The organism is Streptomyces sp. NPDC024698 (assembly GCF_055559015.1).
This window is the reverse complement of the sequence record NZ_JBVHLK010000025.1, coordinates 12,875-39,839: the sequence shown is the minus strand read 5'-3', so window position 1 is coordinate 39,839 and position 26,965 is coordinate 12,875. Positions and strand designations below refer to the sequence as shown.

Sequence of the window (26,965 nt, the reverse complement as noted above, 5' to 3'; positions counted from 1 at the left end):
ACATCCCGGGCCCGCGGCGGTGCCTGTCCGTCTCCGGTGTCTCTCGTGTGCGACACGGCAGCGGCCCTCCGGCGTCTCCGGACATGTCACGCCTGCGGGCGCGACAGCGTCTCCGGCTGTCCATGCAACCGCGCGCACCGCGCCGGAGGGGAGGGCCGAACGGGCCACAGAGAGGGGCCCACCGGCCAATCCGGGCACGGACGACGGACCGTACGATGTCGGTGTGCTTGTTCTGGTGGTCGAGGACGACCCGGGGATCGCCGCCTCCCTCGTACGGGGCCTGGAGCGGGCCGGGTACGAGGCACGCGGCGTCGGCACCGGGCGTGAGGCGCTCGCGGCGGTCCCGGAACCCGATGTGGTGCTACTGGACCTGGGGCTGCCCGACCTGGACGGCCTGGAGGTCTGCCGCCGGATACGGAGCCGTTCCGACGCGGCGATCATCGTGGTGACGGCGCGCGGCGAGGAAGCCGACCGGGTCGCGGCCCTGGACGAGGGCGCCGACGACTACCTGGTCAAACCGTTCGGCCTGGCGGAACTGCTGGCACGGATCCGGGCCGTGCTGCGCCGCGTCCAGCCGTCCGGCTCCGCGTTGCTGCGCCACGGCCCCCTCGCGGTGGACCCGCGGACCCGCAAAGTGACCGTCGACGGCCACGACGTCGCGCTCACACCCAAGGAGTTCGACATCCTGGAGTGCCTGGCCGTCGACCCGGGGCGGGTGGTCACCCGGCAGGAGGTCCTGGAGCGCGCCTGGGACGCCCACTGGTACGGCCCCACCAAGGTGCTGGACGTGCACATCGCGGCCCTGCGCCGCAAGCTCGGCGTCCCCGGACTGGTGGAGACCGTGTACGGCCGCGGATTCCGCCTCGGCGTACCCGAGCCGGGCCCGGAGCCGGACGCCGGTGCGCGATGACCCGACGTATCGCGCTGACCTTCATGGCCCTGATCGTCCTGCTGCTGGTGCTGGCGGTGGTGCCGCTGGGACTGTCCATGACACAGCGCGAGCACACCTCTTTCCGGGACACGACCGAGGCGGCGAACCGGACGATCGCCGCCGCGGCCGAGGAGTACCTGTCGGACCATCGCTCTCCTGCCGACATGCGACGGCTCCTGGAACAGGCCGAGCGGGCGGGCGACTGCGCCGCGGTCTTCGACACGGCGGGACAGCCCGTGGCGGCCACCGGGTGCCCCGGACGAACCGAGGGCGATGAGGACGATCAGGCCGCAGGCAACTGGGGCGACCTGGCGCACCAGGTGCTCGTCCACCAGGGAACAGCGGCACGTGAGCGGGACGACCGGCTGGTCGTCGCGGAGCCGATCGGCGACACCACGCGTCCGGTCGGGGTGTCCGTGCTGTCCCGCTCGGCGGAGAGCATGCACGACCGGATCGCCTCCATGTGGTGGCGACTGGCGCTGATCGGCGCCGGCGCCCTGGTGGCGGGCGTGCTGCTGTCGGTGGCGCTGGCCCGCTGGGTCGGGCGCCCGCTGCGGGCCGTGGACGCCGCCGCGCTGCGGCTCGGCGAGGGTGCGCTGGACGTCAGGGCGCCGGGCGGGCGGGGGCCGCAGGAGGTGCGCCGACTCGCCTCGACGTTCAACACCATGGCGGCCCGCATGGAGACCCTGATCCACGGGCACCGGGCGGTCGTCGCCGACGTCTCGCACCAGCTGCGTACGCCGTTGACAGCGCTGCGGCTGCGGCTCGACCTGCTGGCGGCGGGCGCCGACGACGCCACGGCGGCGGAGTTCGCCGGCGCCCAGGAGGAGATCGCCCGGCTGTCCCGGCTGGTGGACGGGCTGCTGGCGGTGTCCCGGGCGGAGAACGCGGTGCCCAGGCCGGTTGCCGTCCGGGTGGACCAGGTGGTGGACGACCGGGTCGTCGCGTGGGAGCCGGTGGCCCGGGAGCGGCGGGTGTCGCTCACGGGGCGCTGCGGCGCCCGGCTGACGGCGTACCTGGGGGCGGGGGATCTGGAACAGGTGATCGACAACCTGGTGGCCAACGCCCTGGATGCCGTGGGGGAAGGAGCGGCGGTCCGCATCGAGGGAGAGGCGACGCGTGAGCGGGTGCTGCTGCGCGTGGTGGACAACGGGCCCGGGATGAGCGAGGCGGCACGCGAGGCGGCTTTCCGGAGGTTCGGTAATCCGGAGGCGTCCGGCAGCGGCCTGGGTCTGGCCATCGTGCATCGGCTGGTCACCGCCAACGGCGGCTCCGTACGGCTGGAGGACACGGCCGGCGGCGGGCTGAGCGTGATGCTGGAACTTCCCGCGCCGGCGCCGCACGGGCCGTCGCGTGGTCCGCGGGCGGGATCTTAACCGCTTGTGAAGAACTCCTGAACTGGTTCCCGACGGGCCGCGAGGCAGCCTGGTGAGTGGGACAACCGGCCTATTGGCGAGGAGTTCATCCATGCCGCTTCCTGAGCAGCCCGCAGACTCGGACCGATCCGTCAAGGACGCCGTCCGGCGCCGTGAACGAGGGCGGCGACGCGTGAGCGTCACGACCCGGTGGGCGGCGGCCGCGGCCGTCGCCGGTACCGCGGTACTGGGCGCCGGTTACGCACAGGTGATCCCCGGGATCGCCCAGACCGCCGCACCCGCCGGTCACGGCAGCGGCACGTCCACCGGCACGAGCGGTGGCCTGAAGCCCTCGGGCCAGGCGCCCACGCCGACCCCGCAAGCGCCGCAGACCCAGTCGGGTGCGTCGTGAACGCCACACCGGCGGGCGCCGTCGGTCGCCCCGGAACCGGCACGCGCACCACACCCCCGGCCGGAACCGCTCGCCCCGCCACCAACCGTCCGGCCCACGCGGAGCCCGCGACAGCGGTCTTCTCCGCGCTCGGTACCACGGCCGTGCTGCTCACCGCGAACCCGGCCCGCGCCGACGACGCACTGCTGATCCTGCGGGCCGAGCTGGCCGCCGTCGACGCGGCGTGCAGCCGGTTCCGTCCCGACTCGGAGCTCTCCCGCGCCAACGTCACGGCCTGCGCCGTGCCGGTGCCGGTGAGCGCCCTGCTCGCCGAGGCCCTGGAGGCGGCCCTGCGCGCCGCCGAACTCACCGACGGCGCCGTCGACCCCACGGTGGGCCCGGCGGTCGCGGCTCTCGGCTACGACCGCACCTTCACCCAGGTGGCCGCGCGGCAGCCCGAGGACACCGGACCGACGACCGCGCCACTCCCCGCCGCGGGCTGGCGAACCGTCCGCTGGGACCCGGCGCTGCGCCTCCTGCGCCTTCCCGCCGGCACGACGCTTGACCTCGGCGCCACGGCCAAGGCCCTGGCCGCGGACCGGGCGGCCCGGCGGGCCGCCGCCGCGGTGGGCTGCGGCGTCCTGGTCAACCTCGGCGGCGACCTGTCGGCGGCCGGCGATCCGCCGGACGGCGGCTGGCGGGTCGCGATCGCCGACGACCACGCGGCCCCGGACGCGGGCCCCGTACAGCCGGTCGTCTCGATTCGTGACGGCGGCCTCGCCACGTCCGGCACCACCGTACGTACCTGGCGGCGCGGTGGCCGGACGCTGCACCACATCGTCGACCCGGCCACCGGCGACATCCCGCCGCCCGTCTGGCGCACCGTCAGCGTCGCCGCGGCCAGTTGCGTGGACGCCAACACCGCCACCACCGCCGCCCTGGTCCTCGGCGAACGCGCCCCCGACTGGTTGCGCGGCACCGTGCTTCCGGCCCGTCTCGTCCGCACCGACGGAAGCGTGCTGTACCTGGGGGCCTGGCCCGCCGACGGGGACAGCCGATGAACGGCGCCGTCCTGCTCGCCTCGGGTCCGAGCCCGCTCTGGTACGCCACCCGGGCCAGCGGCACGGTCTCCCTGGTCCTGTCGACCGCGGCGGTCGCGCTCGGCATCGCGGCGGCGGGCAAGTACGCGCCGTTGCGCCTGGGCCGGTTCGAGGTGTCCGCGCTGCACCGCAATCTGTCGCTGCTCAGCCTGGCCTTCCTGGGACTGCACATCGTCACCGCCATCACCGACGGCTACGCCCACCTGACCTGGCCGACGGCGTTCGTCCCCTTCGTGGCCTCCTACCGTCCGCTCTGGGTCGGCCTGGGCGCGGTGGCCCTCGACCTCCTGCTGGCGGTCGCTCTCACCAGCGCCGTACGCGGGCGCCTGGGCCGCCGCCGGTGGAAGGCGGTGCACTGGCTGGCGTACGCGGCCTGGCCGGTGGCGCTCTTCCACGCGGCCGGTACCGGCACGGACACCCGCCTGAGCCCGCAACTCGCGCTGTACGGGGCCTGTCTCCTGACCGTCGTGGTCGCCGTGTGGTGGCGGCTGGTCCGGGCCGGGACGCAGGCGGACCGGGTCCGCCGGTGGGCGACGGCGGCCACGCTGCTGGTGCCCGCGACGCTGGTCGCCTTCCTGGCCGCGGGCCCGTTGCAGCCGGGCTGGGCGCACCGCGCGGGCGGCACGACACAGGCGCCCGCCACCGCCCCGTCCACCCCCCACCCGTCACCGACGCCCCAACAGCACACCCAGCAGGACGAACACGAGGGAGACGACGCCGAATGAACTCCGACACCGCCACCGTCCTCGCCGGAGAACATCCGGCGGCGCCCTGCGGCCCGTACGGCGAACGCCTACTGTCCGGCTGGTACGACACCGGCCGGCCCGCCGACCTCACGGAACACGTCGCCCGCTACGGCCCTCCCCCGCTGGTCCAGGCACGCGGTCGCGGGAGCGCCATGCCACTGGTGCGCGCCGTGGAGGAGGCCGGGCTCACCGGCCGGGGCGGCGGCGGCTTTCCGACCGGCCGCAAGCTCCGCTCGGTAGCCGGAGCCAGAGGGCCGGCCGTGCTCGTCGCCAATGGGATGGAGAGCGAGCCGGCCAGCCACAAGGACGAGGTGTTGCTGTCCTTCGCCCCGCACCTCGTTCTGGACGGCGCGGCTCTGGCCGCCGTCGCGGTCGGCGCGAACGCGGTGCATCTGTGTATGCCCCGCACACGGGCGGCGCAGGTCGACCAGCTCACCGCGGCGGTCGCGGAGCGGCGCCGTGCCGGGCTCGACCCGGTGCCGGTGCAGGTCCACGCGCTGCCTCACCACTTCGTCTCCAGCGAGGAGACGTCCCTGGTCAACTGGCTGAACGGCGGCGACGCCCGCCCCCGGTCCACCCCGCCGCGCCCCTTCGAGAAGGGCGTCGCCAAACGGCCCACCCTGATCGGCAATGTGGAAACCCTGGCCCACCTGGCGCTGATCGCCCGCTACGGCCCCGCATGGTTCCGCGCGAGCGGAAGCTCCCAAGCACCGGGCACCGCGCTGGTCACGGTCTCGGGCGCCGTTCGTCGGCCGGGGGTGTACGAGATCCCGGCGGGGAGCTCCGTGACGGCGGCACTGAGCCGGGCCGGCGGACCGCACGGACGGCTCGGCGCCGTGCTCGCGGGCGGCTTCTTCGGCAGCTGGCTTCCGGTGCCGCTGAGCACCACGGCGCCGGAACGGGGCGCGGGTGTCCTGGTGGCGCTGCCCGAAGGAGCCTGCGGGCTGGCCGAGACCGCAGCCGCGCTCGGCTACCTGGCAGCGCAGAGCGCCCGGCAGTGCGGGCCGTGCCGGTTCGGCCTGCCGTCCGTCGCCGAGGACTTCGCCGCGCTCGCCCGGGGCCACGCCGACGCCCAGCTGCTGACCCGGCTGCACCGCCGCCTCGGACTGCTCCCGCGGCGCGGCGCGTGCAGCCATCCCGACGGCGCGGAGCGGCTGGCCGCCTCGGCGCTGAGGGTCTTCGCCGACGACGTCCACCGGCATGTGCACACCGGACCGTGTGGGGACGCGTTCGCCCCCCTCGTCCTGCCGGTGCCCGACGCCCGGCCCCCGGAGGAGGACGAATGGCGATGACCCGTGCCCGGACCCACGTACTCGCCGTCGATTTCGCCGCCTGTGACGGCCACGGACTCTGCGCCGAACTGCTGCCCGAACTGATCGGCTCGGACGAATGGGGCTACCCCGTGCTCAGGGACTCCACGGTCCCGCCGGACCTGCTGGTCCACGCCCGACGCGCGGTCGCCGCCTGCCCGGTGATGGCACTCCGCCTGAACCGCGTACCCGCTCCCGCGCCCGGCGGGCCCCCGAGCCGCACCTCTCGGCACCCGTGAGAGCAGGTACTCCTGCCGTTGAGGCAGCGCGGCGTTCGGCACGGCCTGCGACGTCACCTCGCATCACTGTCCGGCAGCACGAGTGAACAGGTCTCCCCGGGCGTGATGGTCACGGCCCGATCGGCCAGCATCACGCGAATGGCCGATTCCTCCGAGTGGGGCACACTGATCTCCAGCCGCCCGTTCCGGCGCCGCACGCCGATGCCCCAGTGACCGCGGTAGCGCAGCGTGAAGCCGTATTCGGAGAGCGGCGGGAGGGGGACCGGGTCCAGCCACAGGGCGTCCTCGCGTGTCTCCAGCCCCGTGAGGCCGCGCTGGACCAGGTCGAGGGTGCCGGCCATGGCCCCCAGGTGGATGCCCTCGCCGGTGGTCCCGCCCTGGACGTCGGCGATGTCGGCCTCCAGGGCCTCGTGGACGTACTGCCACGCTTCGGTCCTTCTGGCCTTGGCGAGGACCAGTCCGTGTACGAGTTCGCTGAGGGTGGAGCCGTGGCTGGTGCGCCGCAGGTAGTAGTCGACGGTTCCGCGCCAGATGTCGTCGTCCAGGTCGTATCCGAGACGCCGGAACAGCGCCGACAGTTCGGCGGGTGAGAACAGGTAGCCGAGCATGAGGACATCAGCCTGCTTGGACGCCTTGTAGCGGTTGACCGTGTCGCCCTCGGCCTCCAGGATCCGGTCCAGCCTGCGGATGGTGCCGTACCGGGCGCGGTAGGCGTCCCAGTCCAGTTCGGCAAGGTCGTCGTAGCTCTCGAACTGACTGATGACGCCCTGATGGAACGGCAGGTTCAGTCGCCGGGCGACCTCCTCCCACTTCGGCAGTTCACCGGCGTCCAGTCGCACCCGGGAGAACAGTTCCTCGCGGCGCCACATGGGAAGGCGCCGCACGAGTTCCAGGGTGCGGGTGAGGACCCAGGCGGCGGTGACGTTGGTGTACGCGTTGTCGTCCAGCCCGGGCCTGACCGCGCCCGGGTAGCTGTCGTGGTACTCGTCGGGACCGACGACGCCACGGATCCGGTAGCGGCCCGTCGAGGGGTCGAGGACGGCGAGGTCCGCCCAGAAGCGCGCGATCTGGAGCAGCATCTCCGCACCCTTGGTGTGCAGGTACTCCGTGTCGCCGGTGGCCTCGCAGTACTGCCAAACGTTGTAGGCGATCGCCGAGCCCACGTGGTGCTGGAGACGGGAGTGGTCGGGCAGCCAGCGGCCCGAGGCGGGGTTGAGATGCCACTCCTGGGTCTCCTCGCGCCCGTCGCTGCCGCTCTGCCAGGGGTACATCGCCCCGGCTCGGTGGGACGCCGCGGCCGATCTGCAAGCACGCGGAAGGCGTCGGTAGCGGTAGTCGAGGAGGGCCCGGGAGATCTCAGGGAAGTGCAGGTTGAGATACGGCAGGACGAAGAGTTCGTCCCAGAAGACGTGCCCCCGGTACGCCTCGCCGTGCAGTCCACGGGCGGGGACGCCCGCGTCCAGATCCGCGGTGTGCGGTGAGAGTGTCTGGAGGACGTGGAAGAGGTGGAAGCGCAGGATGCGTCCTGCCTGGCCCGGTACCTGGAAGTCCGCACACCGCCACAGCCGTTTCCACGCGGCGATGTGGGAGTCGAGCAAGGTGGGGAAGTCCGGGGCTGTGGACACCCGGTCGACCGCTTCGCTCAGCGGATCGCTGATGGCCGGGTCCCGTGAGGTGTGCAGCGCCACAGTCTTTTCCACGGCTACCGGCCGACCGGGCGTGATCCGGACAATCAGCCCGTGCACGGCCCGGTGGTGGCCGGGACGCACCGATGAGGCCGGCGACTGGTCGGCGCGAACCGTCGTCCGGGCTGCCAGCGCGACAGCGATGTCCGACGTGTGGGTCCGGCAGCTCAGCCAGACGGTGTGGGGGCCCTCTGCACCGGTGCGCACCTGGGCCAGGTGGTGGCGGTCGAGGGCCCGGTATCGGTGCACGTTGCCGTTGAGCACCTGGCCGTCCAAGGAGCTTTCGATTTCGATCTCCCCCGACCAGCCCTCGGCGGTGAAGACCGTTTGCAGGGCAGCCAGATGCGGATCCCCCATGTGCACCAAGCGGGTCTGCTCGACGCGCAGAGAGGAGGCCTCGCCGTTCTGGTGGCGGAAGGACCGGGTGAGCGTGCCGCGCCGCAGGTCCAAAGTGTGACGGTGGTACAGGAAGGCGTGCCTGCCCGGGGAGAACCAAGAACCCCACGCTCCCTCGGCGCGACGCAGACGGAACCGGAGACCCAGCCAGTTCGGGACATTGACCAGGTCCTCGTTCTCCACCTGCCGTCCCGCCACCGTCGACTCGAGGCGGGTCGTAGCACCCGGCTACGTAGGTTGCCGGATAGTTCACCAGACCGGCCCGGCACTCGGGCAGAGCACCCCGCGTGGCGAAGTAGCCGTTGCCGAGCGTGCAGAGCGCGTCACGCAACCGCTCGGCGGCGGGGTCGTAGCCGTTCCACTCCCATGTCCACTCCGACATCAGCCACCTGGTCCTCTCCTCCCGAGGCTGCGGGGCTCAGAAAAGCACGGCGGTCCTCAGACCGGCTGCGGGACGACGGCGACCGGGCATACCGCGTGGTGCAGCAGGGCGTGGGCGACCCTGCCCAGCTGAAGGCCGAAGTGGCCGTGGCGGCGCTGAGCGCCGACGACGACCAGGTCCGCCTGGGCCGATGCCTCCAGCAGAGCGCGGTGCGCGGGACCCTCGACCGTACGGCGCCGGACCTCGACCTGGGGGTGCTCACGTGCCGCCTCGCGCAAAGCGTCATCAAGGCCGACCGAGGCCCGCCCCTCGCGCAGTCGGGCGGCGTCGTCGGCGAGCAGCATGTGGTCCACCGGCTCCTGCGACGGGTTGCGCCAGGCTCGTACAGCCGTCAGCTCGGATCCGCGCGCCTGAGCTTCGCGAACGGCGAACCGTACGGCTCCCGGGCCGCCGGTTGCCGCACCGACGCCGACCACGACGCGGCCGAAGGTCCCGTGGAGGTTGGCTTCCGCACCACGGATCACGATGACGGGACAGGCGGCTCGCGCCGCCACCCGCGAGGCTGACCGATCCCAGCAGCATCCCGGCGATCTCTCCGCGGCCACGAGAACCCGTGACCAGGGCGAACGCCTCGGGCCCCGCGCCCAGCAGCGCGGACACGGCGTCCTCCGCGAGCGCACTGCCTGACACCTTCACTGAAGGATGTCCGACGCTGGGCTCGTTCTAGACAGGAAGCGACGATGTGTTGTGCCATGACCTCCCCACTGGAGCGCTCGGTCCTGAACGACGGCTGGACTCCCTCGTAGGTCTCCCATCGGGAGGCATGGACAATGTGCAAGGGCAGACTGTGTCGTGCCGCCTCGTCCACTGCCCAGTCGACGGCCAGCAGACTGGAGTCCGATCCGTCGACGCCTACGACCAGGGGGAATGTCATCGCCGTCACCGCCTTCGCTCCGGCGGACTGCCGAGAGCTTCTTTGACCACCGTCGCACTGCCTGCTCGGCGCCGCGACACGCCACGAAGTCAGGGGCCGGTGGATCTTCGGCCGGATGGCGGTGAGTCGGGCCGCGATGCCGCTGGAAGCAGCGGCTGAGTCAACTCCTCCGTCACATGTCAAAGACCCGGAGAGGGCTGACCGCGTCTACTGATCCGCTGGTGTGATGCGACGGCCCGTGAGACTCGTGGGCCGGATCGAGATCCACATCTCGCGCTCACCGCCCGCCCAAGGTGTGGTGTGCGCATGCCGGGTGAGCCTTCCTGTGACCTCGGGGTCCGTCACGACGTCGCTGGGGCCGACCGCGAGGACGCTCCAGCCAAGGCTCAGAGCGTCGTCCACGTGGTCGACCTCGAAGGCGACCTCGGCTCCTGCGGCAGCCGCCGCCACGGAGCCGGGTGCGGTCCGGAAGGCGATGGCGTCATCGACGACCTCGTAATTGACCGGGACTACCGCCGGGTGGCCGTCGGACGCCTTCGTTAGGAAAGCCGCGGCCATATGACGGGCCTGAGCTATCCGGGAGCCGTCGCTGTCCAGCGCGAGCGATGCCTCCAACAGCGAGGCCGTTTCGCCTTCGGCCCCTCTTGTCTCGTCCATCCGTGCTCGCTTCCCTCTCCCCGCCCGCTGCCCCTTTCAGGGCCGGGTGCGCCGCCTGGAACGTTACCTGCAGCACAGGCGCAAGGGGGTGGCACCCTCATAAGGTGTAGCGCTTCCGACGTCCTGCAGTGCGCTCGCCTTCATGGACGCCAGCGCCGTCAGCGTCCTGGCCGCACAACGCGATGAAGCGTCCGCCGGCGGCTGGATTCGGCTGGCGGCCGTGCGGGCAGCGGTACAGCGGGTCGTTGAAATCGTTGGTCTCGACACGGTCATTCCCTGCTATCCCACGCTCCGTCAAGCCCTCCCCTCCTGACGACAGGCAAAGCCGCTCCGCTCCCGGTCAGCGGCCGGACTCTTCCCACAGGTCGTCATGGATGCGGCGCCCGCCAGGCAGACGGCGAACGAACACCAAAGTTTCAGCCTGCTGTCAGCTGCCATGTCCGGGTGAAGCCGAGCCTTTGAGCGCACGGCACTTCCGGGTGGCACGGTTTGCCCGACACGATCCACGGTGACGTCCCCTCACCGGATCGAACGCTCGACCACTGCTCCGGACGCGGCGATCAACGCAGGTCCGCCTCAAGGTGGTGGCTGCTCTTGGCGGCTGTTCAATGCGACCCTGCGGACAGCCGCACACGCCGAAGCGCCCCGACTACCCTGGTCGCGGCTGGCGACTCCGCTTTTCAGGAACGTTGCACTGCGAGTGAGTCAATATCTGTGCTCGTGAGGTGAGAGTTTGCCGGACCGTGTAGAGAGAGTTTTTACCGCAATGAGTGGAGTGGAATTACTTAACCGACGCGGACCGTTGCGGCGTGCTACTGTCCATCTCAGTTGCAGTTGTGGTTCCCGAACTTCAAGTGCTCCCACTCGGCTTCTGTCGGGGAGAGCGCTTTTGTATTTCCGGTCATTTTCCGGCGGGGTAATCATCGCGGCGACACGGTGTTCGCACAGTGCGGATGCCGGTGTACTGCCCCAAAGGAGATATGACATGGCTGCTGGTACCGTGAAGTGGTTCAACGCGGACAAGGGTTTTGGCTTCATCGAGCAGGACGGTGGCGGCGCTGACGTGTTCGCCCACTTCTCGAACATTGCCGCCCAAGGCTTCCGTGAGCTTCAGGAAGGCCAGAAGGTGACCTTCGACATCGCGCAGGGCCAGAAGGGCCCGACGGCCGAGAACATCGTTCCGGCCTGACGCTGACGCGCACTGTGTAGCTGGGGCCCGCATCCCTCGGGGTGCGGGCCCCAGCTACACTCATTTTCCCGCAGTGGTTTCACCTGCAGGACGGCTCGGAGAAATCCGCGGTCTCACCACACGCGGCTCCTCCTTCACGATGCAGGCGCATCCTGAATAGCCACACTGCACCCGGCGCCCGGGACTTTACGTCCTCGCTGCGTCACCTATTTCAGCATTTACCCCCGCCGCGGATTCCCGTCGGCCGGATTTGCTTTGACATCGGTCCATACTTGTAATTCCGTGCTGCTCACTCCTGGCGGGAATTCCTTGATATGTGCCGCATCGAGGAAGGTTCCGCATGAACCGCACACGTACGAACGACCGCTCGCCCCGCGCCCGTAATGGCAGTGCCGACGCAGGAAGGGGCGGCAGCCGCTTCGGCTCGTCGGCACCGCGCCGTTCCGGCGGTCCTGCCCGTTCCGGAAGTTACGGCCGTCGGCCCGCCCCCGTGCAGGGCGAATTCGCGCTCCCCACGACGATCACCCCCGCGCTGCCTGCCGTGGAGAGCTTTGCCGATCTCTCCATGCCCGAGCAGCTGCTGGCCGAACTCGGCAGGCAGGGTGTGAGCGCGCCGTTCCCGATCCAGGGCGCGACACTGCCGAACTCCCTGGCGGGCCGTGACGTCCTGGGCCGCGGGCGCACCGGTTCCGGAAAGACCCTCGCCTTCGGTCTCGCTCTGCTGGCCCGTACCGCGGGACAGCGTGCTGAGCCCCGCCAGCCGCTGGGGCTGATCCTCGTACCGACGCGTGAGCTGGCGCAGCAGGTGACCGATGCTCTCACTCCGTACGCCCGTTCGGTCAGGCTGCGGCTGGCCACGGTGGTGGGCGGGATGTCGATCGGCAGGCAGGCCGGCGCGCTGCGAGGCGGGGCCGAGGTCGTGGTGGCGACTCCGGGGCGGCTCAAGGACCTCATCGACCGGGGCGACTGCCGGCTGAACCAGGTGGGCATCACGGTGCTGGACGAGGCCGACCAGATGGCCGACATGGGTTTCATGCCGCAGGTCACCGCGCTGCTCGACCAGGTGCGTCCGGAGGGTCAGCGGATGCTGTTCTCCGCCACCTTGGACCGTAACGTCGATCTGCTGGTGCGCCGCTATCTGACGGACCCCGTCGTGCATTCGGTCGATCCGTCGGCCGGTGCGGTCACGACGATGGAGCACCACGTCCTGCACGTCCACGGCGCCGACAAGCACGCTGCCACGACGGAGATCGCCGCCCGCGAGGGCCGGGTGATCATGTTCCTGGACACCAAGCATGCCGTTGACCGGCTGACCCAGGACCTCCTCAACAGTGGGGTTCGGGCCGCCGCGCTGCATGGCGGCAAGTCGCAGCCGCAGCGCACTCGCACGCTGGCGCAGTTCAAGACGGGGCACGTCAGTGTGCTGGTGGCGACCAATGTCGCGGCGCGCGGCATCCACGTCGACAACCTCGACCTTGTCGTGAACGTCGATCCGCCGACCGACCACAAGGACTACCTCCACCGCGGAGGCCGTACGGCCCGAGCCGGCGAGTCCGGCAGCGTCGTCACTCTCGTCACACCGAGCCAGCGCCGCGGCATGGTGCGCCTCATGGTGGACGCCGGGATCCGGCCGCAGACCACCCAGATCCGCTCAGGCGACGAGGCCCTGCACCGGATCACCGGCGCCCAGGCCCCGTCCGGCATCCCGGTCGTCATCACAGCACCGGTGGCCGAACGTTCCAAGCGCAGCACCTTGCGAGGCCGGCGCCGCCCCTCTTCGACGACCCGGCGCGTGCCCGTACCCCAGGCCGTCTTCGGCACGGCGGCCTAGAACCAACCTTCGTGATCAGGAAGCTGACCCATCTCTGCAGGAGGCACCTTGTGACGCTGGTTCAGATGCAGCCCCGCCCCGCGAGCGCCGGCCCCGCGCACAGGACGGTGGCGGAGCTCATGGACGAGGCCGGACCGCAGGTCTGCGACGACATGAGTCTCGAGGTGGCGCTGTCGGTCATGGCCGCCGCGTGCACGGGTCGGCTGGTCGTCTGTGACCAGGACGGCCAGTGCACCGGCCTGGTCACCCAGGCCGAACTCACCGCCGTCCGCGACAGCTCCGCCTACACGGACCGCGTCCGCCTGCGCGACCTCCTCGACGACCACGGGTCGTTCACTACATCCGTGGCCACGATGGCCGAAGCCGAGCACGCGATGCGCTACCTCCGGCTCGGTGCCCTGCCGGTGGTCGACGGACAAGGCAGCGCCCTGGGCGTACTCGCCCTCTCCCGCTGAGCCGTCTCACCGTGGTCGGCCCGTTCTCCCTCTCCTCTCTGTGAGGTCACATGCGCTGTGTCATCGCCCGCTTCCCTTTCGAGCTCACCAAGAGCGGTGTGCTGGAATCGATGAAGGGCATCAAGCCCGAACTGGGTACCGGCGAATCCGTGATCATCGGCCGCCGCCACTACCCCGTCAAACAGGTCGGCCAGGTCGTCACCCGCCAGGACCGACGTGATTTCAGCGCCGGCGAAGTCCTCCGGGCCATGACGCAGCTCGGCTTCACCTGCCGTACCCTCCCCGAGGCCGCACCCGTACGCATCCTCAGCCCGCTCCAACACGCTTCCGCGATGCTCGGCACTCCCGTGTCCGTCTGACCGAGGGAAACAGGCACGAAGCCGACACCTGAACAGCAGTGTGGGCCCGATCGGCACGCGCCGGTCGGGCCCACACTGCTTGCAGCGGGTACCCGCCGCACTCGTTGCTCAGTGGTCGGAATAGCTGAAGTCGCCCACGGTCCAGGCGCCGACGTCGGCGATCGCCACGCGGTACATCCCGCCCGTCTCCGGGATCCCCACCGTGCCCTGCAGGATCCGGGCGACATGGAAGTGCAGATGCGTGGGCGGCCCGTTCTTCGCGGGGGTGTCGAAGACGGCTGAGAATTCTCCCAGGCGGGCGGAATCGGTCAGCACGTCCGACACCCTCTGCCGCCACACTGCTTCGGGGGCAAGCCGGCCGGTGATGACAGCACCACCGGTGACCACGGTCAGGGACATCTGGTTGCTCTGCCCGGACTCCACCAGGGCGGCGACGTCAACGAGCAGCTCGTCAGGCTTCGACATGGGCCGATTATATTAACTGGCCCCCCCTGGGGTTCCGCCGGTGTGCGGGAGGTGCTGACCAGTCGGATCCGCCGCCAGATGGGCAAAGGAGCCGGCGCGATGGCCACGGGCAGCGCCTCGCAGGCAGGCAAAGCGGCTTCGACCGTGGGAAGACTCTCACGGCTCCGACCTGGCAAAAGGGAGCAACGGCCGCCACCGCGGTCGAGTGGTCGGCACTCACGGCCTGCCACTGATGGTGATGAAACCGAATTCCCTGCGGTGTTCCCAGCTGGGCAACATCGAAGAACGGAGCAGATGGTGAACGAACAGACCGGGAAGTGGAGCTTCCTCACCAATTACAACCGTGTGCTGATCGTCATCGCCCGCGCCCCTGCCACCCGCCTTCGCTACGTGGCCGCGGCTTGCCACGTCACCGGGCGGACCGCCCAGGACATCGTCACGATCTTGAACAGGTCGGCTACCTGCGCCGGGAGCGCGCCGGACGGCGCACGCGCTACATCCTCTGCCTGGACGGCACCCTCCGCCATCCTGTAGACGCACACGTGCCCGTCCGGGCACTGCTGGATCTGTTCACCCATTGCGACAAGCAAGCGCTCGGCTTTGTCCATGAGAACGGGCTCTGGCTCAATTTCCGTATACGCGTGCTGACCGGATGTCGACCGAGAGTTGCTGACGAACGAGTCTCAGTCAGCAAGGTCTCTCGCTTCGTAGCTGGCCAGCCCCAGGGCAAGCAGGGGCGGCACCAGTGCGTTCAAATACCAGGCCATGTCCGTGAGGTCTGGTGCTCCAGAGAGGCTCCGCCGGTCGATCGTCGGGATGAAGGAACAGCGCGATCGGCCAGCGTGAAACAGTAGTTGGCCACCGGTTTCCACAGTTGAGTGATAGATGCAGACACCGACGTGGTGGTCGAGGTTGGCCGGTGAATCAACCAAGGCCAGGACCTCAGCTGCCTGGTCGGTTGAAGTCGACTGCCAGTCGAACAGGTCGTCGTTGTTGACCACGTAGGAGATACCAAGCGGTTCCTGCAGCGACCACCCCTCACCGGCCAGAGCTCGCACCACGGCGTCTACGGTGACAGCGCGTGCGAACACGAGATCGATGTCGGCGGTCCTGGACATTCGCGCCCCTGCGGTGCGGTTCATCGTTGTCGGAAGCGTTTCACGTCATGGAGCGAGGAGCACTCGTTTCCTCAGGAGTGCGAAGCCGGCTCGGCCGAACATCTGGCGTTTGAGCATCTTGATGCGGTTGACGTGCCCTTCCACGACGCCAGAGTTCCAAGGCAGCGTGAGCCCGGCAGTGACCGCGGCTTGGTCGCGATCGATGCCGGCGGCGAGGGTGTGGAGGCCGGGCAGGTCGTCTTGGCGGACTGCGTCGAGCCACTCGGGCAGCCGTTGACCCTGTCGCTCGGTGAGGATCTGGGCGAAGGAGCGGACATGTCCGGCGAGGGCTTCCAGTTCGGGACAGTGGGCCATGACGGCCTTGAGCCGGAGCTGATCGACCTCGGAGAGGGAGTCGGGGTGGCGCAGGATCCAGCCAGCGACGGTGCGGGGCGAGGGCGAGGGCGAGGGCGGGGGTGCGGTGCCCGGATCGGCCGAAAGGCGTTTGGCGCGGAAGTAGGCGCGAACTCGCTGGTAGCTGCCTTTGTAGCGGAGTGGCACGATCTCCTCCCATGCCCTCCAGGCATTGGTGCAGCCCTGGCTCCAACGGTCGTCCATGGTAGGGCCTGTACTCGTCGAGGACGGAGGGGCGGCCCTGCCACTGGCCGTGGAAGAGGTCTTCCGGGGTGGCGTCGGCTAGGAGCTTGACCGTGCGGTAGGTCATCCCGAGCTGACGTTGGATCGCGCGTCGGCTGTGGCCGGCCGCCAGCAGGACGTGGACGGCAGCATGGTTGGACCGGGTTCTGTCGGCGAACCGGTGGCCGGTGGGCCACGGTGAGCCAGCAGGGTCAGCTGGTTCTTCTGGTTCTTTGACCTGTTGGGGTGGCTCGGGGGCCATGCCTCGCAGGCAGCCCCGATGGCCGGCGACGCACCGCTCGGCGGCTTCGCTGAGGTTGTGCCACAGGTGCCAGCGGTCCGCGACCTGCACTGCCTGCGGTGCCCCGACGGTGGCGCCTTCGGCGAAGAAGGGAGCCCGGTCCCGGCAGACGAACTCGATCCCTGGCCTCTTGGCCAGCCAGGCGGCCAGGCTCGATGCCTCCCGGTCTGGCAGCAGGTCCACCGGCCGTCGCGTTTCGACGTCGACCAGCACCGTGCCGTAGTGCCGGCCTTTGCGCGTCGCATACTCGTCCACACCGACCACTCTCGGGGCTGGGCAGATCCGGTTCGGGCAGCGCCTCGACGAGCCGCAGCACCATGCTGCGGCTGACGGACACCCCGAAGACTCCAGCCATCCGAGCTCCCGCCCGGCCGGCCAGGGCGAGGCCGATCGCCGCCAGCGTGGAACGCAGACGCTCGGTCCACCGGCCGTATCTCCGGGTCAATCCCGGCACCTGCTCAACGAACGCCCGTCGCCCGCACGAAACGACGGGGCAGGCGAAGCGACGGACCCGAAGGCAAAGCACCACCCGGCGCCCTGCGCTGGGGACATCCGCAGGAACCTCAGGTAGGAGCTATGAACCCGGATCGACCAGTTCCCGCAGCCCGAACACGCTGAACCGGTCGTTGTGCTGCGGGCCTCGACTCGTATCGTCTCGCTGCTAGCGTCCACCGAGACCACCGACACGTCCGCGATCGACGGGAACAGCAACTCCGACAGTGGGACGCCCAGTTCTTCCACAGTCCCGAACTGTCAGGTATCAGAGGTCACCACTGATCATTTTCGGGCGACTTTCAGGAGCCCAACACGACCATGAAACGTGACTCAGCGTGTGCAGGTCACGGAAATTGAGCCAGAGCCCGTTCTCATGGTAAAGCCAAGCGCTGAAGCTCAGACCCTGCTCCAGGCATCGAGGAATGCTTTGCGTCCTGTCGGATCGTCGGACCTGCGGTCCGCGTGCAGGACGCGCCAGGCGGTGAGTTCGAGGTCACGGAGCCACAGTTCTCCGATGACCTGTGTCTTGAGGTCGGGAAAATGGTCGGACTCGGCGAGGGCCTGACCGATCACCTCCCCGGCTGCGACGCGCTGGGGCGGGGTCATTTCATCGACAGCCGACAGGATCTGTCGGGCCAGTACGATTCCTTCTCCCGCCAGGGAACGCAGCACCGCAGCCTTGATGTTGGCAGGCAGCAGGTACGCGGTGCCAGAAGTCCTCCACAGCTCCGACCAGAAGCGTTCTCCTGCCTTGGTGGGGGCAGGCAGCGCGGCCAGCAGCCCCAGGAGGTGACCGGTGGCCGCATACCCATCGGAGTGGGCGGCCGCGACGACGGCGATGCCGGCGACGCCCTGCACATCGAGATCGCCGGCTTCCCGTTGCGGAACCAGACCCAGTTGGTGTTCCAACTGGTCGGCGAGCGGGCCGGACAGGTGGGGGCGGACCTCAGGAAGCATTGGCGATCCTTGCGCGCAGGGAGCGGAGATACCCGCTCGGGAGCTCTGATCGTTCCCACGAGTAGCTGATCTATTCCGCTTCGAGTCAATGGGCGGCAGCAGCAACGGGCCGGAGTTCACACGGCGGCGAAGGGACCCAGTGACCCATTTCCGGCGACGCGGCCTGGCTGTTTCGAGACCAGCCTTGCAGAAAACTGTCTGGGCGAGGCCTTTTAGCATGGCTGCATGATCACCGGTGATGCCCAGGAGTCCGAGGGAGGACGAGAAGCCGTGTCGCACGACGCCGCTGAAGCCGAATACACGTACGCCGCCGCACCGCGTGGAGAAGACCATGAAGACGGGTTGCCCTGCGGATCACAAGGTGGGGAGAGCGGGCACTCGGTTGCCGGGCTGGTGGAGCGGGCGGCCGATCTGGCCGAACCGATCAAGCCGAGGCTGCGGGGCTGGCTGCATGCCGGGATGGTCCCCGCCGCACTGATCGCGGGCATCGTGCTCATCTGTCTGGCCCGCACCCCGCAGGCAGCCGTGGCCTGCGCCGTGTACTCGGTCACCGCCTGGCTGCTGTTCGCAACGAGCGCCATCTACCACCGTGGCACCTGGGGGCCGCGCGGCGAGGCGGTCCTGCGGCGTCTCGACCACGCCAACATCTTCCTGATCATCGCCGGCACCTGCACGCCCCTTGCGGTGGTCCTTCTCCCGCCGGGCCAGCGGTCCGTGCTGCTGTGGATCGTGTGGGCGGGCGCACTGGTCGGCATCGCCTTCCGGGTCCTGTGGGTGGGAGCTCCGCGCTGGCTGTACACCCCGTGCTACCTGGCGCTGGGGTGGGCACCGGTGCGCTACCTGCCCGACTTCCTGCACGCCGGCGGAGCGGCCGTACTCACCCTGGTCGTGGCCGGCGGTCTTCTTTACAGCGCGGGCGCGGTCGTCTACGCCCTCCAGCGCCCCGATCCCTCACCGCGCTGGTTCGGCTTCCACGAGGTGTTCCACGCCCTGACCGTGGCGGCCTTCACGGCGCACTACATCGCCATCTCCCTGGCCGTCTACTGACCGCGACAACGTTTTGGCCAGGGCCGCTGGTCACGCACGTTGCCGCGTGCCGGGCTGCGACGGGCAGGGCGGCCGTCGAGGCATCGCGCCCCGCGCGAAAGCCGTCCGCCCCTCCGCACCGCGGTTCAGGGGCCGCCCGAAGCGGGGGAGCGGAGCAGTCTCAAGGTCATCGCCGAGGAGTGGTCCGCCCCGTTGGCGACGGGGCGGAGGCGTCGGCGAGGTTGGCGCCGGTGTCGGCGTCCCGAGGGGAGTGGCCGATGCCGTGCCAGTCGAGGCACATGACGGGTCGCGTCGTCCTGCAGGTGACCGTGGTTGGCCTCGACGACCGCGGCGATGAGGGTGCGGGCGGCCTCGCGGGGATGGAGCGCGCGGGTGCGGACGATCAGGTCCGGCAGATCGAGGCTGTTGGCGTTGCGCTCCAGCATGCCGTCGGTCAGCATCACCAGCCGGTCTCCCGGCCGCAGGTCCAGCGACTGGACCCGGTAGCTGTGCGGTGCGTGGAAGCCGAACGGCATATCGATCTTCGGAGTGATCTCCCGCACCTGTCCGTCCCGCATCCTCAGTGGCCAGGGGTGCCCGGCGTTGATGAACTCGGCGGTGCCGTCGAGCAGGCTGATGCGCAGGAGCTGGGGTCCCAGGGTTTTTGGATCGCGCGACGACACTCTTCTGCCCGCTGCACATTGCCCAGACCTTTCGCCCTTCTCGCCCTGGCAGTGACGAGTGCCAGCCTCCGTTGCCGTCGCTTACCTCACCGCCGAACGCACAAAAATCTATGCTGACTGGAGTAGACATTGGGAGATCGTCTGGCTATGGTTTCTCTCGTAGCCGAGATCAGCAGGGCCCGGCAGACACGAAGTGCCAGGCAGTAGTACATGCAGTTGGAATGTGCAGGGCGGTGCGGTGGTGGAGTTTTGGAGCCAGGGTGGTTGCAGGACGGCGACGGGGCTGACGACCGGACCGGGTGGCCCGCAGTGATCAGGGGCCGCCGTGAGCAGAACCGCAGTTGATGCAGTGGCAGTACCCGCAAGTGCAGTGCGCAGTACCCAGCAGTGAAGTCAGTGGGCAGCACCTCGGTAAAGGCGCCGGCTGCGGGCGCGCGTACCGGGAGGTTCGGCAGTGGGGTTCCAAGCCAGAGCAGACGCAGGACGGGCGACGGGGCTGGCTGCCGAAGTGCGGCGCTGTCACAGGCCGCCGAGCAGTTCGCACCACCAGCAGGCCGCAGTACAGCAGTACCAGCAGTTGCAGTCCCCGCTTGGTAAGAGTTGATCAACGAGGGAAGAACGGAGGAGCCAAGCGCCATCAGGATCGCCCGGGTGCAAGTGTCGAGCCCGGGTACCGCAGGACATCGATAGTGAGGTGGTCTCCGGTCAAGCAACCGCGATCCCCGCGCCCCCGACAGCATCCCGGTCGGGTCCGCGGAAACATGACGCCGGCGCAGTATCAGAGCCGGCAGATGGTGTAGCTGTTCCTTCGGGGCCCTGGCGCTACTGACGCCAGGGCCCCTCCATGCGTTTCACAGAGAGGTGCGATGACCGCAGACGACTCGTTCGGCCGTCTCGATGACGACGACTACCCCGCCTACACGATGGGCCGGGCCGCAGCGTTGCTCGGCACCACCCAGGGGTTCCTCCGCGCCCTCGGCGAAGCCCGCCTCATCACCCCGCTGCGCTCCGCGGGCGGACACCGCCGCTACTCCCGCTACCAGCTGCGCATCGCCGCCCGCGCCCGGGAACTCGTCGACCAGGGCACCCCCATCGAGGCCGCCTGCCGCATCGTCATCCTCGAAGACCAGCTGGAAGAAGCACAGCGCATCAACGCCGAACACCACCGCGCCGCCGGACCGTCCGATCCGCCCGTGTCCTGAGACGGCGCGTCCAGTTTCCGGCGCTCCCGCACACACATGTCGGGGTGTGACGCGCGTGTCGTTCTGTCCGGCGGCAGGGCGTTCGGACGGCCGGCGTCTGCGTCAGCCCTGGCTATTCACCGGAATTGACGGGCTGGCGTCCCGACAGTAGAAAGGTGCCGTTGACCTGCAAGGACGCGTTTGTTGAGGACGTATCGGGCAGAAGGTCAAGGCATTTTTCCGGCGACCGGACGTACAAGGTGGGACCGGCGGCCGGCCGTGCGGGCCGACGGCAAAGGACTGGTCGAACACGCCGAGGAGGCACCGCTGCGGCGTTGTGCGGACCGGGTCGGGCTGGCCGCTGCCTTGGCGAGGGTGTTGCCGGTGGGCGGGCCTGGCCAGCGGAACCGGCCCGCGCTGCTGGTGCGGCTCGCGGTGTCGATCACGCTGAGGCGACGAACCTGCTGGAGGCCGAGCGGCTCCCGCTCCGTCACCGGCCGTTGTTCGGTCCGCCCGCCTCGGACTCCACCGCCCGCCGGACCCTGGCCGCGCTCGACGAGGCGACGCTGGGGCAGGTGGCGAAGGCCCGCCGTCAGGTGCGCCGGCATGCGTGGTCCCGGCTGCACCTGCGGCCCGGGGACGTTCCCTGGCTGACGGTTGGGCGGGCCGGCGTCTGACGGGCTGGATCGTCATCGACCTCGACGCCACGATCATCACCGCAGCCTCGAAGAAGGAGCCCGCGGCGGTCACGTTCAAGAAGACCTTCAGGTTCCATCCGTTGGTGGCAGGGGCGCGAACGCCGGCGAGTCCCCGGCCATGGAGCTGCGGCCGGGCGATGCAGGCACGAACACGGTCGCCGATCACGTCCGCTTCCTGGTGTCCGCACTGGAACAGATACCTGACTCCTCCCACGCCAAAATCCTCGTCCGGGTCGACGGCGCGGGCGCCACCCACGGCCTGCTGAAGCACCTCGAAGCCCTCAATACCGCACGTCGGAAGGTGCGTTACACGGTGGGCTGGAAGATGACCGGCCTGAACATCCACGAGGGACGGCCGCAGGGGATGCGGGCTGATCGTCCGCCGGGTGCGGCCCTCAAGGCGGCAGTTCGCGAAGCTGACCGCCTCCTCGCCCTCCACGACGTCGATCACCTCGCCGCCGCCGAGCCGGACACCATGCGCTTTCGGCTCTACCACCTGCCCGCCCGCCTGACGAAACACGCCCGCGGCCGATGGCCGCGATCGAGTCCACCTGGCGCTGGGTCACCGCGTTCACCACCGCCTGGACCCGCCTCTCCGATCTCCTGGCTGCCACCTGGCGGCGCCAAAATACCGACCTGACGAAGACCAGGAAGGAGGACGACCAGCAGCGCCCCGGGCCCGTGGAACCCGGCGCACCCGCAGTGTCACGCGAAGGCCCACCCTCGAAGGACAGAGATCATTACGGGCGCACCGTCGATCGGGCCGAGTTCACGCCACTCGTGAACAATCGAGGTCAGCTGTGGATTAATAGCTACGATCGCGAGGTGAGGGTTTAACGCCCCATGCCGAGAGTGTTTTTACCGCAGAGAGCAGAATGGAATTTTGTAACGCACGCCGGCCAGTATGGTATGTTACTGAGCCTTTTCCAACCTCAAGCTGATGCGTGGTGAAGGACAAGGACGGCCTTCACCGCGTCGGTGATTCGGTTGGTGCTGCAGCGGAGCTTCCGCAGGAGGCGCCAGCCCTTGATGGTGGCCATGGCCCGCTCGCCGAGGCAGCGGATCTTGGCGTGGGTGGTGTTGTGGCGACGCTTCCATCGCTTGAGGCGGCGGCCCCGAAACGGAACCCGGACGGATCCGCCGGCGCCTTGGTACGCCTTGTCCGCCCAGCATTTGAGCCCCGCATCGGCGAGGGCTTCGATGATCCCGTGCTGCCGCGCGGCGGTCAGGTCGTGAGTCGAGCCGGGCAGAGCCGGCGAGGCCCAGAGCAGTCGTCCGAAGGGATCGGTGAGGACCTGGACGTTCATGCCGTGGCGTTTGTGTTTCCCGGAGTAGTACGGGGCGTCGGCGGCGATGCGGTCGATCGGCAGCAAGGTGCCGTCGAGGATGACGAACGCCTTCGCCCGGATCGTCGTCATCGCCTCGTCCAGGGACGGCGTGAGGGCGGCCAGGGCTTCGACGGCTTCACGTATGTAGCGGTACGCGGTCGCGATCCCGATGCCGAACCCGGCGGCGAGCTGGGCGTAAGTGTCACCGCACCGCAGGTGGGCCAGGGCGAGCAGGGCCTGACGTCCGGCAGGAAGGCGCCGCCACCGCGTTCCGATCTCCTGCCGCCGGGCTGTCAGTTGCCCGGTCAGGAACCGCAAGGTGCGGCTGGACAGATCAGTCGAGGACGGGTAGACAAGCACGCGAAGCTCTTGGCGGACACGGGTGATCTTGGTCGAGAACCCGTCTACCAGGAGCTTCGTCGTTGTGCAGGACAGTCCAACTCGCGGTCAGCGCCGCCAGCTTGAAAAGGGCTCACTGTCGATCTCAGTTGCAGTCTTGGTTCCCAAACTTCAAGCGCCTCCAACGGTACTTTCAGCCGGTGGAAGCGTTTTTGTATTTCCGGTCATTCCGGGAGGGTGTCATCGCGGCGACCCGGTATCCGCGCATTGCGGGTCCCGGCGTACGGCCCCAAAGGAGATATGGCATGGCATCTGGCACCGTGAAGTGGTTCAACGCGGCGAAGGGTTTCGGATTCATCGAACAGGACGGCGGAGGCGCCAGCGTGTTCGCCCACTTCTCGAACATCGCTTCCCAGGGCTTCCGTGAATTGCTTGAAGGCCAGAAGGTCACCTTCGACATCGTGCCGAGCCAGAAGGGCCCGACGGCGGAGAATATCGTTCCCGTCTGACGTTGACGCGCACTCTGCAGCGGGGGCCCGGACCTCTCGGGGTGTGCGCACCCCGCTGCGGGCATTTACCGCGTCCTTGGATAATGCCTGCGGGCGATGGGTCTCTGAAGCTGCACCCGTCTGAAGCCCTGGATTTCGCGTCCATATGACGCCACTTTTTCATCGCCTGCATACGTACCAGATTCACTACAGGCCAGATTTTCTTTCGCATTCATTCGGCTCGTTCTTGTGGTTCCCGCACTGTTCTTGCACAGCGGGAATTCGTTGGCATGTGCCCTATCGAGGAGGTTCGGAATGAACCCTGCACCTACGGACGACCACTCCTCCAGCAGCCAGACCGGCGCCCCCATTTTTGGCTCCGGCGCCGGTTCGGGCCGGGGCAGTCGCTTCGGCTCGCTCACCCCGAGTAATGGGAAACTGGCGGGCATGGATATTCGTCGCAGGAACAACGTCACCGTCACCGGCCGTGCGGACGGGCCGGTGCTCCTGCTGGCGCACGGTTTCGGCTGTGACCAGAACATGTGGCGTCTGGTGGTCCCCATGCTGGCCGTGGACTTTCGGGTGGTGCTGTTCGACTACGTGGGCTCCGGCCGCTCGGACCCTTCTGCCTGGATTGAGCAGCGCTACAGCTCGTTGGAGGGCTACGCCTCGGATGCGCTGGAGGTCTGCGAGGAGCTGGACCTGCGGGATGTGATCTTCGTGGGGCATTCGGTCAGTGCCATGGTCGGGGTGCTCGCGGCGGCCAGGGCGCCGCAACGGTTCTCCCATCTGGTGATGGTGGCTCCCTCGCCCCGCTACATCGACGAGGACGAGTACCGGGGCGGCTTCAGCGCGGACGACATCGATGAGCTGCTGGAGTCACTGGAGTCGAACTATCTGGGCTGGTCCGCCGCGATGGCCCCGGTAATCATGGGGAACGCGGACCGGCCGGAACTCGGCCAGGAGCTGACCACCTCGTTCTGTGCGACCGACCCGGACATGGCCCGGGTCTTCGCGCGCACGACGTTCCTGTCCGACAGCCGCGCCGATCTCAAGACGGTCGCGGTGCCGACGCTCGTGCTGGAGTGTAGGCAGGACGTGATCGCCCCCCGCGAGGTCGGGGCCTTCGTCAACGACGCGATCCCGGGCAGCCGTCTGGTCACGCTGGAGGCGACGGGGCACTGCCCGCAATTGAGCGCACCGCAGGCCACCGCGGCGGCGATCGCCGACTTCATAGAAGTGGCCCGCTGATGTGCCGCAGCGATCAACATTTGGACGAGGAACAACAGATGGAAGCCGCTGACGCGGCCTTCACTGCTCTGCTGGAGGACAGTACAGAGGAGCTGTACGAGCACGCGCCCTGTGGCTACCTGTCAACGCTGATGGACGGCACCATCGCGAAGATCAACACCACGTTGCTGGATTGGCTTGGCCTGTCCCGGACTCAGGCAGTGGGCCGGATGCGGTTCGCCGATCTGCTCACGGTGGGCGGAAAGCTCTACCACGAGACGCACTTCGCCCCGTTGTTGCAGATGAAGGGCGAGGTCAGCGGCATCGCCCTGGACATCAAAGCCGCCGGAAAGCAGCGGATGCCGGTGCTGGTCACATCGAAGGTGAAGACCAGCGACGACGGTGAGCCGCTGCTGATCCGCACCACCGTCTTCGACGCCCGCGACCGCCGCGCCTACGAGACCGAGCTGCTGCGCGGACGTCAGGCGGCCGAAGAAGCGCGCCGGCAGGCCGAGGCCGACCGCGAACGACTCCAGGAAGCCCTCGCCGTCCTCCAGCAGAGCCTGCTGCCCGCCGAACTGCCCACGGTTCCGGGCCTGGAAGCCGGCTCCTACTACCACACCGCCTCTCCGGATCTTCTCGGAGGAGACTTCTACGACCTGTTCCCCCTCGACGCGGACCGGTGGGCGTTCTTCCTCGGCGACGTGTGTGGCAAAGGCCCCCAGGCCGCCGCGGTCACCTCACTGACCCACTACACGCTGCGGGCCGCCGCCCTGCACGACCCGGACCCCGTCACCGTGCTGAGCACCCTGAACACCGTGCTGCACGAGCGGTACACCAGCGGCGACACCCGCTACTGCACCGCCATATTCGGCGTCCTCAACCCCGCCGACGACCACGTCAGCGTGCACTTGGCCTCCGGCGGCCACCCCTCCGCACTGATCCAACGCGCCGACGGCACCGCGCACTACCTGCCCACCCCCGGTGGCATGCTCATCGGCGTCCTGCCCCAGGCACAGTTCACACCCGCCCGGACCCAGCTGTCGCCCGGCGACACCCTGCTGCTCTTCACCGACGGCCTGACCGAAGCCCGCACCGGGCCCGATCGTGAGTGCTACGGCGATGACGCCCTGCGCGCTTTCACCGCCGAACAGCCCGCCACGGGGCCCCAGGCCCTTATAACCGCCCTGACTGGGCTCCTCACCGGCTTCGGCGACGGACTCGACGACGACACAGCGCTGCTCGCCCTCGGCGTGCCCGCCCCGCTTCCCACCCAGCGAGTGAAGACCTGATATGAGCCGCTGACGATCACTGCTCGAGACGCGGCCACCGGTCCCGTACTGGAGATCACCGGTGACCTCGACCATGCGACGGCACCCGAACTCCGCCAGGCCGTGGACCGTCTCACCCTCGACAGTGGACAACTGCTGGTCCTGGATCTGGCCGGCCTGGAATTCTGCGACTCCAGCGGCATTACCGCATTGCTGGCGACACGCAACCTGGCTACGGAACAAAGCGGCGACATGGCCCTGGCCGCAGTGCCCGCCAACACCGCCCGGATCCTGCGTATCGCCAGCCTGGACCGAGTATTCACCCTCCACCCCGACACATCAACAGCCACCAACCCCAGTTCCACAACCTGCTGATCACCAGGACCGTGCCACCAGGGACTGAATCGCGCCCGCAAGAATGGAGCAATCCCCCCTGCGGGGCCGTTTCGGTCCGGGGCTGCTGTCCACCACGTATCGGCCCGATCACCGCCCATTGCGGAGACCTCTCCGCGCTCCCCTGGGCACAGGCAAAGGAGCCCCATTCGCCCCGAGGGTTCCCACCGAGACGTGAACCCTACGAGTCCGTACTGTCATTCTCGAGACAATCTGTGGAACGCCACGGCGCGAGGACACTTCCGGATACACCGGCTCCGGCTGGCCGAGCCGCCTGTCGACTGACCTACTGGTTCTCGCAGGGTGGGCTCCGGCGACATCTTCCCGATGACTCACCATGTGGAGTGTGTTGCCGCCCCGGTTTCCCGAGGCGGCTGCTGACTCCCGTGCCCGACCTCGGCGACCGAGCTGCCGTGC

Annotated in this window: 24 protein-coding genes and 6 pseudogenes; 21 read left to right on the top strand and 9 right to left on the bottom strand. The window is 69.1% G+C overall.

The window, feature by feature from the left end; genetic code table 11:
* Positions 1-223: 223 nt before the first annotated feature.
* The 7 genes from ACZ4AA_RS33720 to ACZ4AA_RS33690 all read left to right on the top strand — a co-directional run bounded on the left by ACZ4AA_RS33720 (position 224) and on the right by ACZ4AA_RS33690 (position 6,072).
* Positions 224-910 (top strand): response regulator transcription factor, encoded by a 687-nt coding sequence (locus ACZ4AA_RS33720; protein WP_467611167.1) that lies wholly within the window; start codon positions 224-226, stop codon positions 908-910.
* Complete coding sequence (locus ACZ4AA_RS33715) at positions 907-2,307, top strand: sensor histidine kinase (protein ID WP_467611165.1); 1,401 nt, start codon at positions 907-909, stop codon at positions 2,305-2,307. Before ACZ4AA_RS33720 ends, ACZ4AA_RS33715 begins: the two co-directional genes overlap by 4 nt.
* Positions 2,308-2,479: 172 nt before the next feature.
* Positions 2,480-2,698: a hypothetical protein gene (locus ACZ4AA_RS33710; protein WP_328551376.1), complete on the top strand. Its 219-nt coding sequence runs from the start codon at positions 2,480-2,482 to the stop codon at positions 2,696-2,698.
* Positions 2,695-3,738, top strand: a complete 1,044-nt coding sequence (locus tag ACZ4AA_RS33705; protein WP_467611163.1) for an FAD:protein FMN transferase — start codon at positions 2,695-2,697, stop codon at positions 3,736-3,738. The genes ACZ4AA_RS33710 and ACZ4AA_RS33705 overlap by 4 nt, the downstream gene beginning before the upstream one ends.
* Positions 3,735-4,502: a ferric reductase-like transmembrane domain-containing protein gene (locus ACZ4AA_RS33700; protein WP_467611161.1), complete on the top strand. Its 768-nt coding sequence runs from the start codon at positions 3,735-3,737 to the stop codon at positions 4,500-4,502. Before ACZ4AA_RS33705 ends, ACZ4AA_RS33700 begins: the two co-directional genes overlap by 4 nt.
* A complete protein-coding gene (locus tag ACZ4AA_RS33695) occupies positions 4,499-5,815 on the top strand; it encodes an NADH-ubiquinone oxidoreductase-F iron-sulfur binding region domain-containing protein (RefSeq protein WP_467611159.1) in 1,317 nt (438 codons plus the stop codon). The genes ACZ4AA_RS33700 and ACZ4AA_RS33695 overlap by 4 nt, the downstream gene beginning before the upstream one ends.
* On the top strand, positions 5,806-6,072 hold the full coding sequence (locus ACZ4AA_RS33690) for a ferredoxin (protein WP_467611157.1): 267 nt from the start codon (positions 5,806-5,808) through the stop codon (positions 6,070-6,072). The genes ACZ4AA_RS33695 and ACZ4AA_RS33690 overlap by 10 nt, the downstream gene beginning before the upstream one ends.
* A gap of 53 nt (positions 6,073-6,125) precedes the next feature.
* Here the strand turns inward: ACZ4AA_RS33690 and ACZ4AA_RS33685 are convergent.
* From ACZ4AA_RS33685 to ACZ4AA_RS33675, 3 pseudogenes are all read right to left on the bottom strand, one after another.
* Positions 6,126-8,535: pseudogene (locus tag ACZ4AA_RS33685) on the bottom strand (glycoside hydrolase family 65 protein).
* A gap of 56 nt (positions 8,536-8,591) precedes the next feature.
* Positions 8,592-9,469 (bottom strand): annotated as a pseudogene (locus ACZ4AA_RS33680) (universal stress protein).
* A 207-nt stretch (positions 9,470-9,676) separates the two neighbouring features.
* A pseudogene (locus ACZ4AA_RS33675) lies at positions 9,677-9,997 on the bottom strand (pyridoxamine 5'-phosphate oxidase family protein); the annotation flags it as partial.
* Positions 9,998-10,262: 265 nt separating this feature from the next.
* Between ACZ4AA_RS33675 and ACZ4AA_RS33670 the strand changes: the two are divergent.
* The 5 genes and pseudogenes from ACZ4AA_RS33670 to ACZ4AA_RS33650 all read left to right on the top strand — a co-directional run.
* Positions 10,263-10,439, top strand: a pseudogene (locus tag ACZ4AA_RS33670) (STAS domain-containing protein); the annotation flags it as partial.
* A gap of 672 nt (positions 10,440-11,111) precedes the next feature.
* Positions 11,112-11,315: a cold-shock protein gene (locus ACZ4AA_RS33665; RefSeq protein WP_326784468.1), complete on the top strand. Its 204-nt coding sequence runs from the start codon at positions 11,112-11,114 to the stop codon at positions 11,313-11,315.
* A gap of 340 nt (positions 11,316-11,655) precedes the next feature.
* Positions 11,656-13,146, top strand: a complete 1,491-nt coding sequence (locus ACZ4AA_RS33660) for a DEAD/DEAH box helicase (RefSeq protein WP_467611155.1) — start codon at positions 11,656-11,658, stop codon at positions 13,144-13,146.
* 50 nt (positions 13,147-13,196) lie between these two features.
* On the top strand, positions 13,197-13,601 hold the full coding sequence (locus ACZ4AA_RS33655; protein WP_328552375.1) for a CBS domain-containing protein: 405 nt from the start codon (positions 13,197-13,199) through the stop codon (positions 13,599-13,601).
* Between the two features lie 50 nt (positions 13,602-13,651).
* Positions 13,652-13,960, top strand: a complete 309-nt coding sequence (locus ACZ4AA_RS33650) for an SCO5918 family protein (RefSeq protein WP_467611153.1) — start codon at positions 13,652-13,654, stop codon at positions 13,958-13,960.
* Positions 13,961-14,068: 108 nt separating this feature from the next.
* Here ACZ4AA_RS33650 and ACZ4AA_RS33645 read toward each other — a convergent pair whose 3' ends face one another.
* Positions 14,069-14,425, bottom strand: a complete 357-nt coding sequence (locus ACZ4AA_RS33645; RefSeq protein ID WP_328446067.1) for a hypothetical protein — start codon at positions 14,423-14,425, stop codon at positions 14,069-14,071.
* Between the two features lie 297 nt (positions 14,426-14,722).
* Here ACZ4AA_RS33645 and ACZ4AA_RS33640 point away from each other — a divergent pair, with 297 nt between their 5' ends.
* A complete protein-coding gene (locus ACZ4AA_RS33640; RefSeq protein WP_467611151.1) occupies positions 14,723-14,959 on the top strand; it encodes a hypothetical protein in 237 nt (78 codons plus the stop codon).
* A 149-nt stretch (positions 14,960-15,108) separates the two neighbouring features.
* On the opposite strand, the gene ACZ4AA_RS33635 is transcribed toward ACZ4AA_RS33640, so the two are convergent.
* The 3 genes and pseudogenes from ACZ4AA_RS33635 to ACZ4AA_RS33625 form a co-directional block, all read right to left on the bottom strand.
* The gene (locus tag ACZ4AA_RS33635; protein WP_467611253.1) at positions 15,109-15,567 is read right to left on the bottom strand and encodes a hypothetical protein; all 459 of its coding nucleotides are present in this window, start codon (positions 15,565-15,567) and stop codon (positions 15,109-15,111) included.
* A 19-nt stretch (positions 15,568-15,586) separates the two neighbouring features.
* Positions 15,587-16,672 (bottom strand): annotated as a pseudogene (locus tag ACZ4AA_RS33630) (ISL3 family transposase); the annotation flags it as partial.
* A gap of 678 nt (positions 16,673-17,350) precedes the next feature.
* Positions 17,351-17,911 (bottom strand): hypothetical protein, encoded by a 561-nt coding sequence (locus ACZ4AA_RS33625; protein WP_467611149.1) that lies wholly within the window; start codon positions 17,909-17,911, stop codon positions 17,351-17,353.
* A 225-nt stretch (positions 17,912-18,136) separates the two neighbouring features.
* Between ACZ4AA_RS33625 and trhA the strand changes: the two genes are divergently transcribed.
* Positions 18,137-18,958 (top strand): PAQR family membrane homeostasis protein TrhA, encoded by an 822-nt coding sequence (trhA, locus tag ACZ4AA_RS33620; protein ID WP_467611147.1) that lies wholly within the window; start codon positions 18,137-18,139, stop codon positions 18,956-18,958.
* Between the two features lie 166 nt (positions 18,959-19,124).
* Here the strand turns inward: trhA and ACZ4AA_RS33615 are convergent.
* Positions 19,125-19,587 (bottom strand): annotated as a pseudogene (locus ACZ4AA_RS33615) (PP2C family protein-serine/threonine phosphatase); the annotation flags it as partial.
* An 899-nt stretch (positions 19,588-20,486) separates the two neighbouring features.
* Here ACZ4AA_RS33615 and ACZ4AA_RS33610 point away from each other — a divergent pair.
* From ACZ4AA_RS33610 to ACZ4AA_RS33600, 3 genes are all read left to right on the top strand, one after another.
* Entirely contained in the window at positions 20,487-20,822 is a 336-nt protein-coding gene (locus ACZ4AA_RS33610) for a helix-turn-helix domain-containing protein (protein WP_467611145.1), read from the top strand.
* 479 nt (positions 20,823-21,301) lie between these two features.
* Complete coding sequence (locus ACZ4AA_RS33605; RefSeq protein WP_467611143.1) at positions 21,302-21,478, top strand: hypothetical protein; 177 nt, start codon at positions 21,302-21,304, stop codon at positions 21,476-21,478.
* A gap of 139 nt (positions 21,479-21,617) precedes the next feature.
* The gene (locus tag ACZ4AA_RS33600; protein ID WP_467611141.1) at positions 21,618-22,139 is read left to right on the top strand and encodes a hypothetical protein; all 522 of its coding nucleotides are present in this window, start codon (positions 21,618-21,620) and stop codon (positions 22,137-22,139) included.
* Between the two features lie 292 nt (positions 22,140-22,431).
* On the opposite strand, the gene ACZ4AA_RS33595 is transcribed toward ACZ4AA_RS33600, so the two are convergent.
* Positions 22,432-23,187, bottom strand: a complete 756-nt coding sequence (locus ACZ4AA_RS33595) for a transposase family protein (protein ID WP_467611139.1) — start codon at positions 23,185-23,187, stop codon at positions 22,432-22,434.
* A gap of 284 nt (positions 23,188-23,471) precedes the next feature.
* Here ACZ4AA_RS33595 and ACZ4AA_RS33590 point away from each other — a divergent pair, with 284 nt between their 5' ends.
* From ACZ4AA_RS33590 to ACZ4AA_RS33575, 4 genes are all read left to right on the top strand, one after another.
* Positions 23,472-23,675, top strand: a complete 204-nt coding sequence (locus ACZ4AA_RS33590; RefSeq protein WP_467611137.1) for a cold-shock protein — start codon at positions 23,472-23,474, stop codon at positions 23,673-23,675.
* 426 nt (positions 23,676-24,101) lie between these two features.
* On the top strand, positions 24,102-24,905 hold the full coding sequence (locus ACZ4AA_RS33585) for an alpha/beta fold hydrolase (protein WP_467611245.1): 804 nt from the start codon (positions 24,102-24,104) through the stop codon (positions 24,903-24,905).
* Positions 24,905-26,176 (top strand): PP2C family protein-serine/threonine phosphatase, encoded by a 1,272-nt coding sequence (locus tag ACZ4AA_RS33580; RefSeq protein ID WP_467611135.1) that lies wholly within the window; start codon positions 24,905-24,907, stop codon positions 26,174-26,176. Before ACZ4AA_RS33585 ends, ACZ4AA_RS33580 begins: the two co-directional genes overlap by 1 nt.
* A gap of 9 nt (positions 26,177-26,185) precedes the next feature.
* Complete coding sequence (locus ACZ4AA_RS33575) at positions 26,186-26,530, top strand: STAS domain-containing protein (RefSeq protein WP_467611243.1); 345 nt, start codon at positions 26,186-26,188, stop codon at positions 26,528-26,530.
* Positions 26,531-26,965 lie beyond the last annotated feature (435 nt).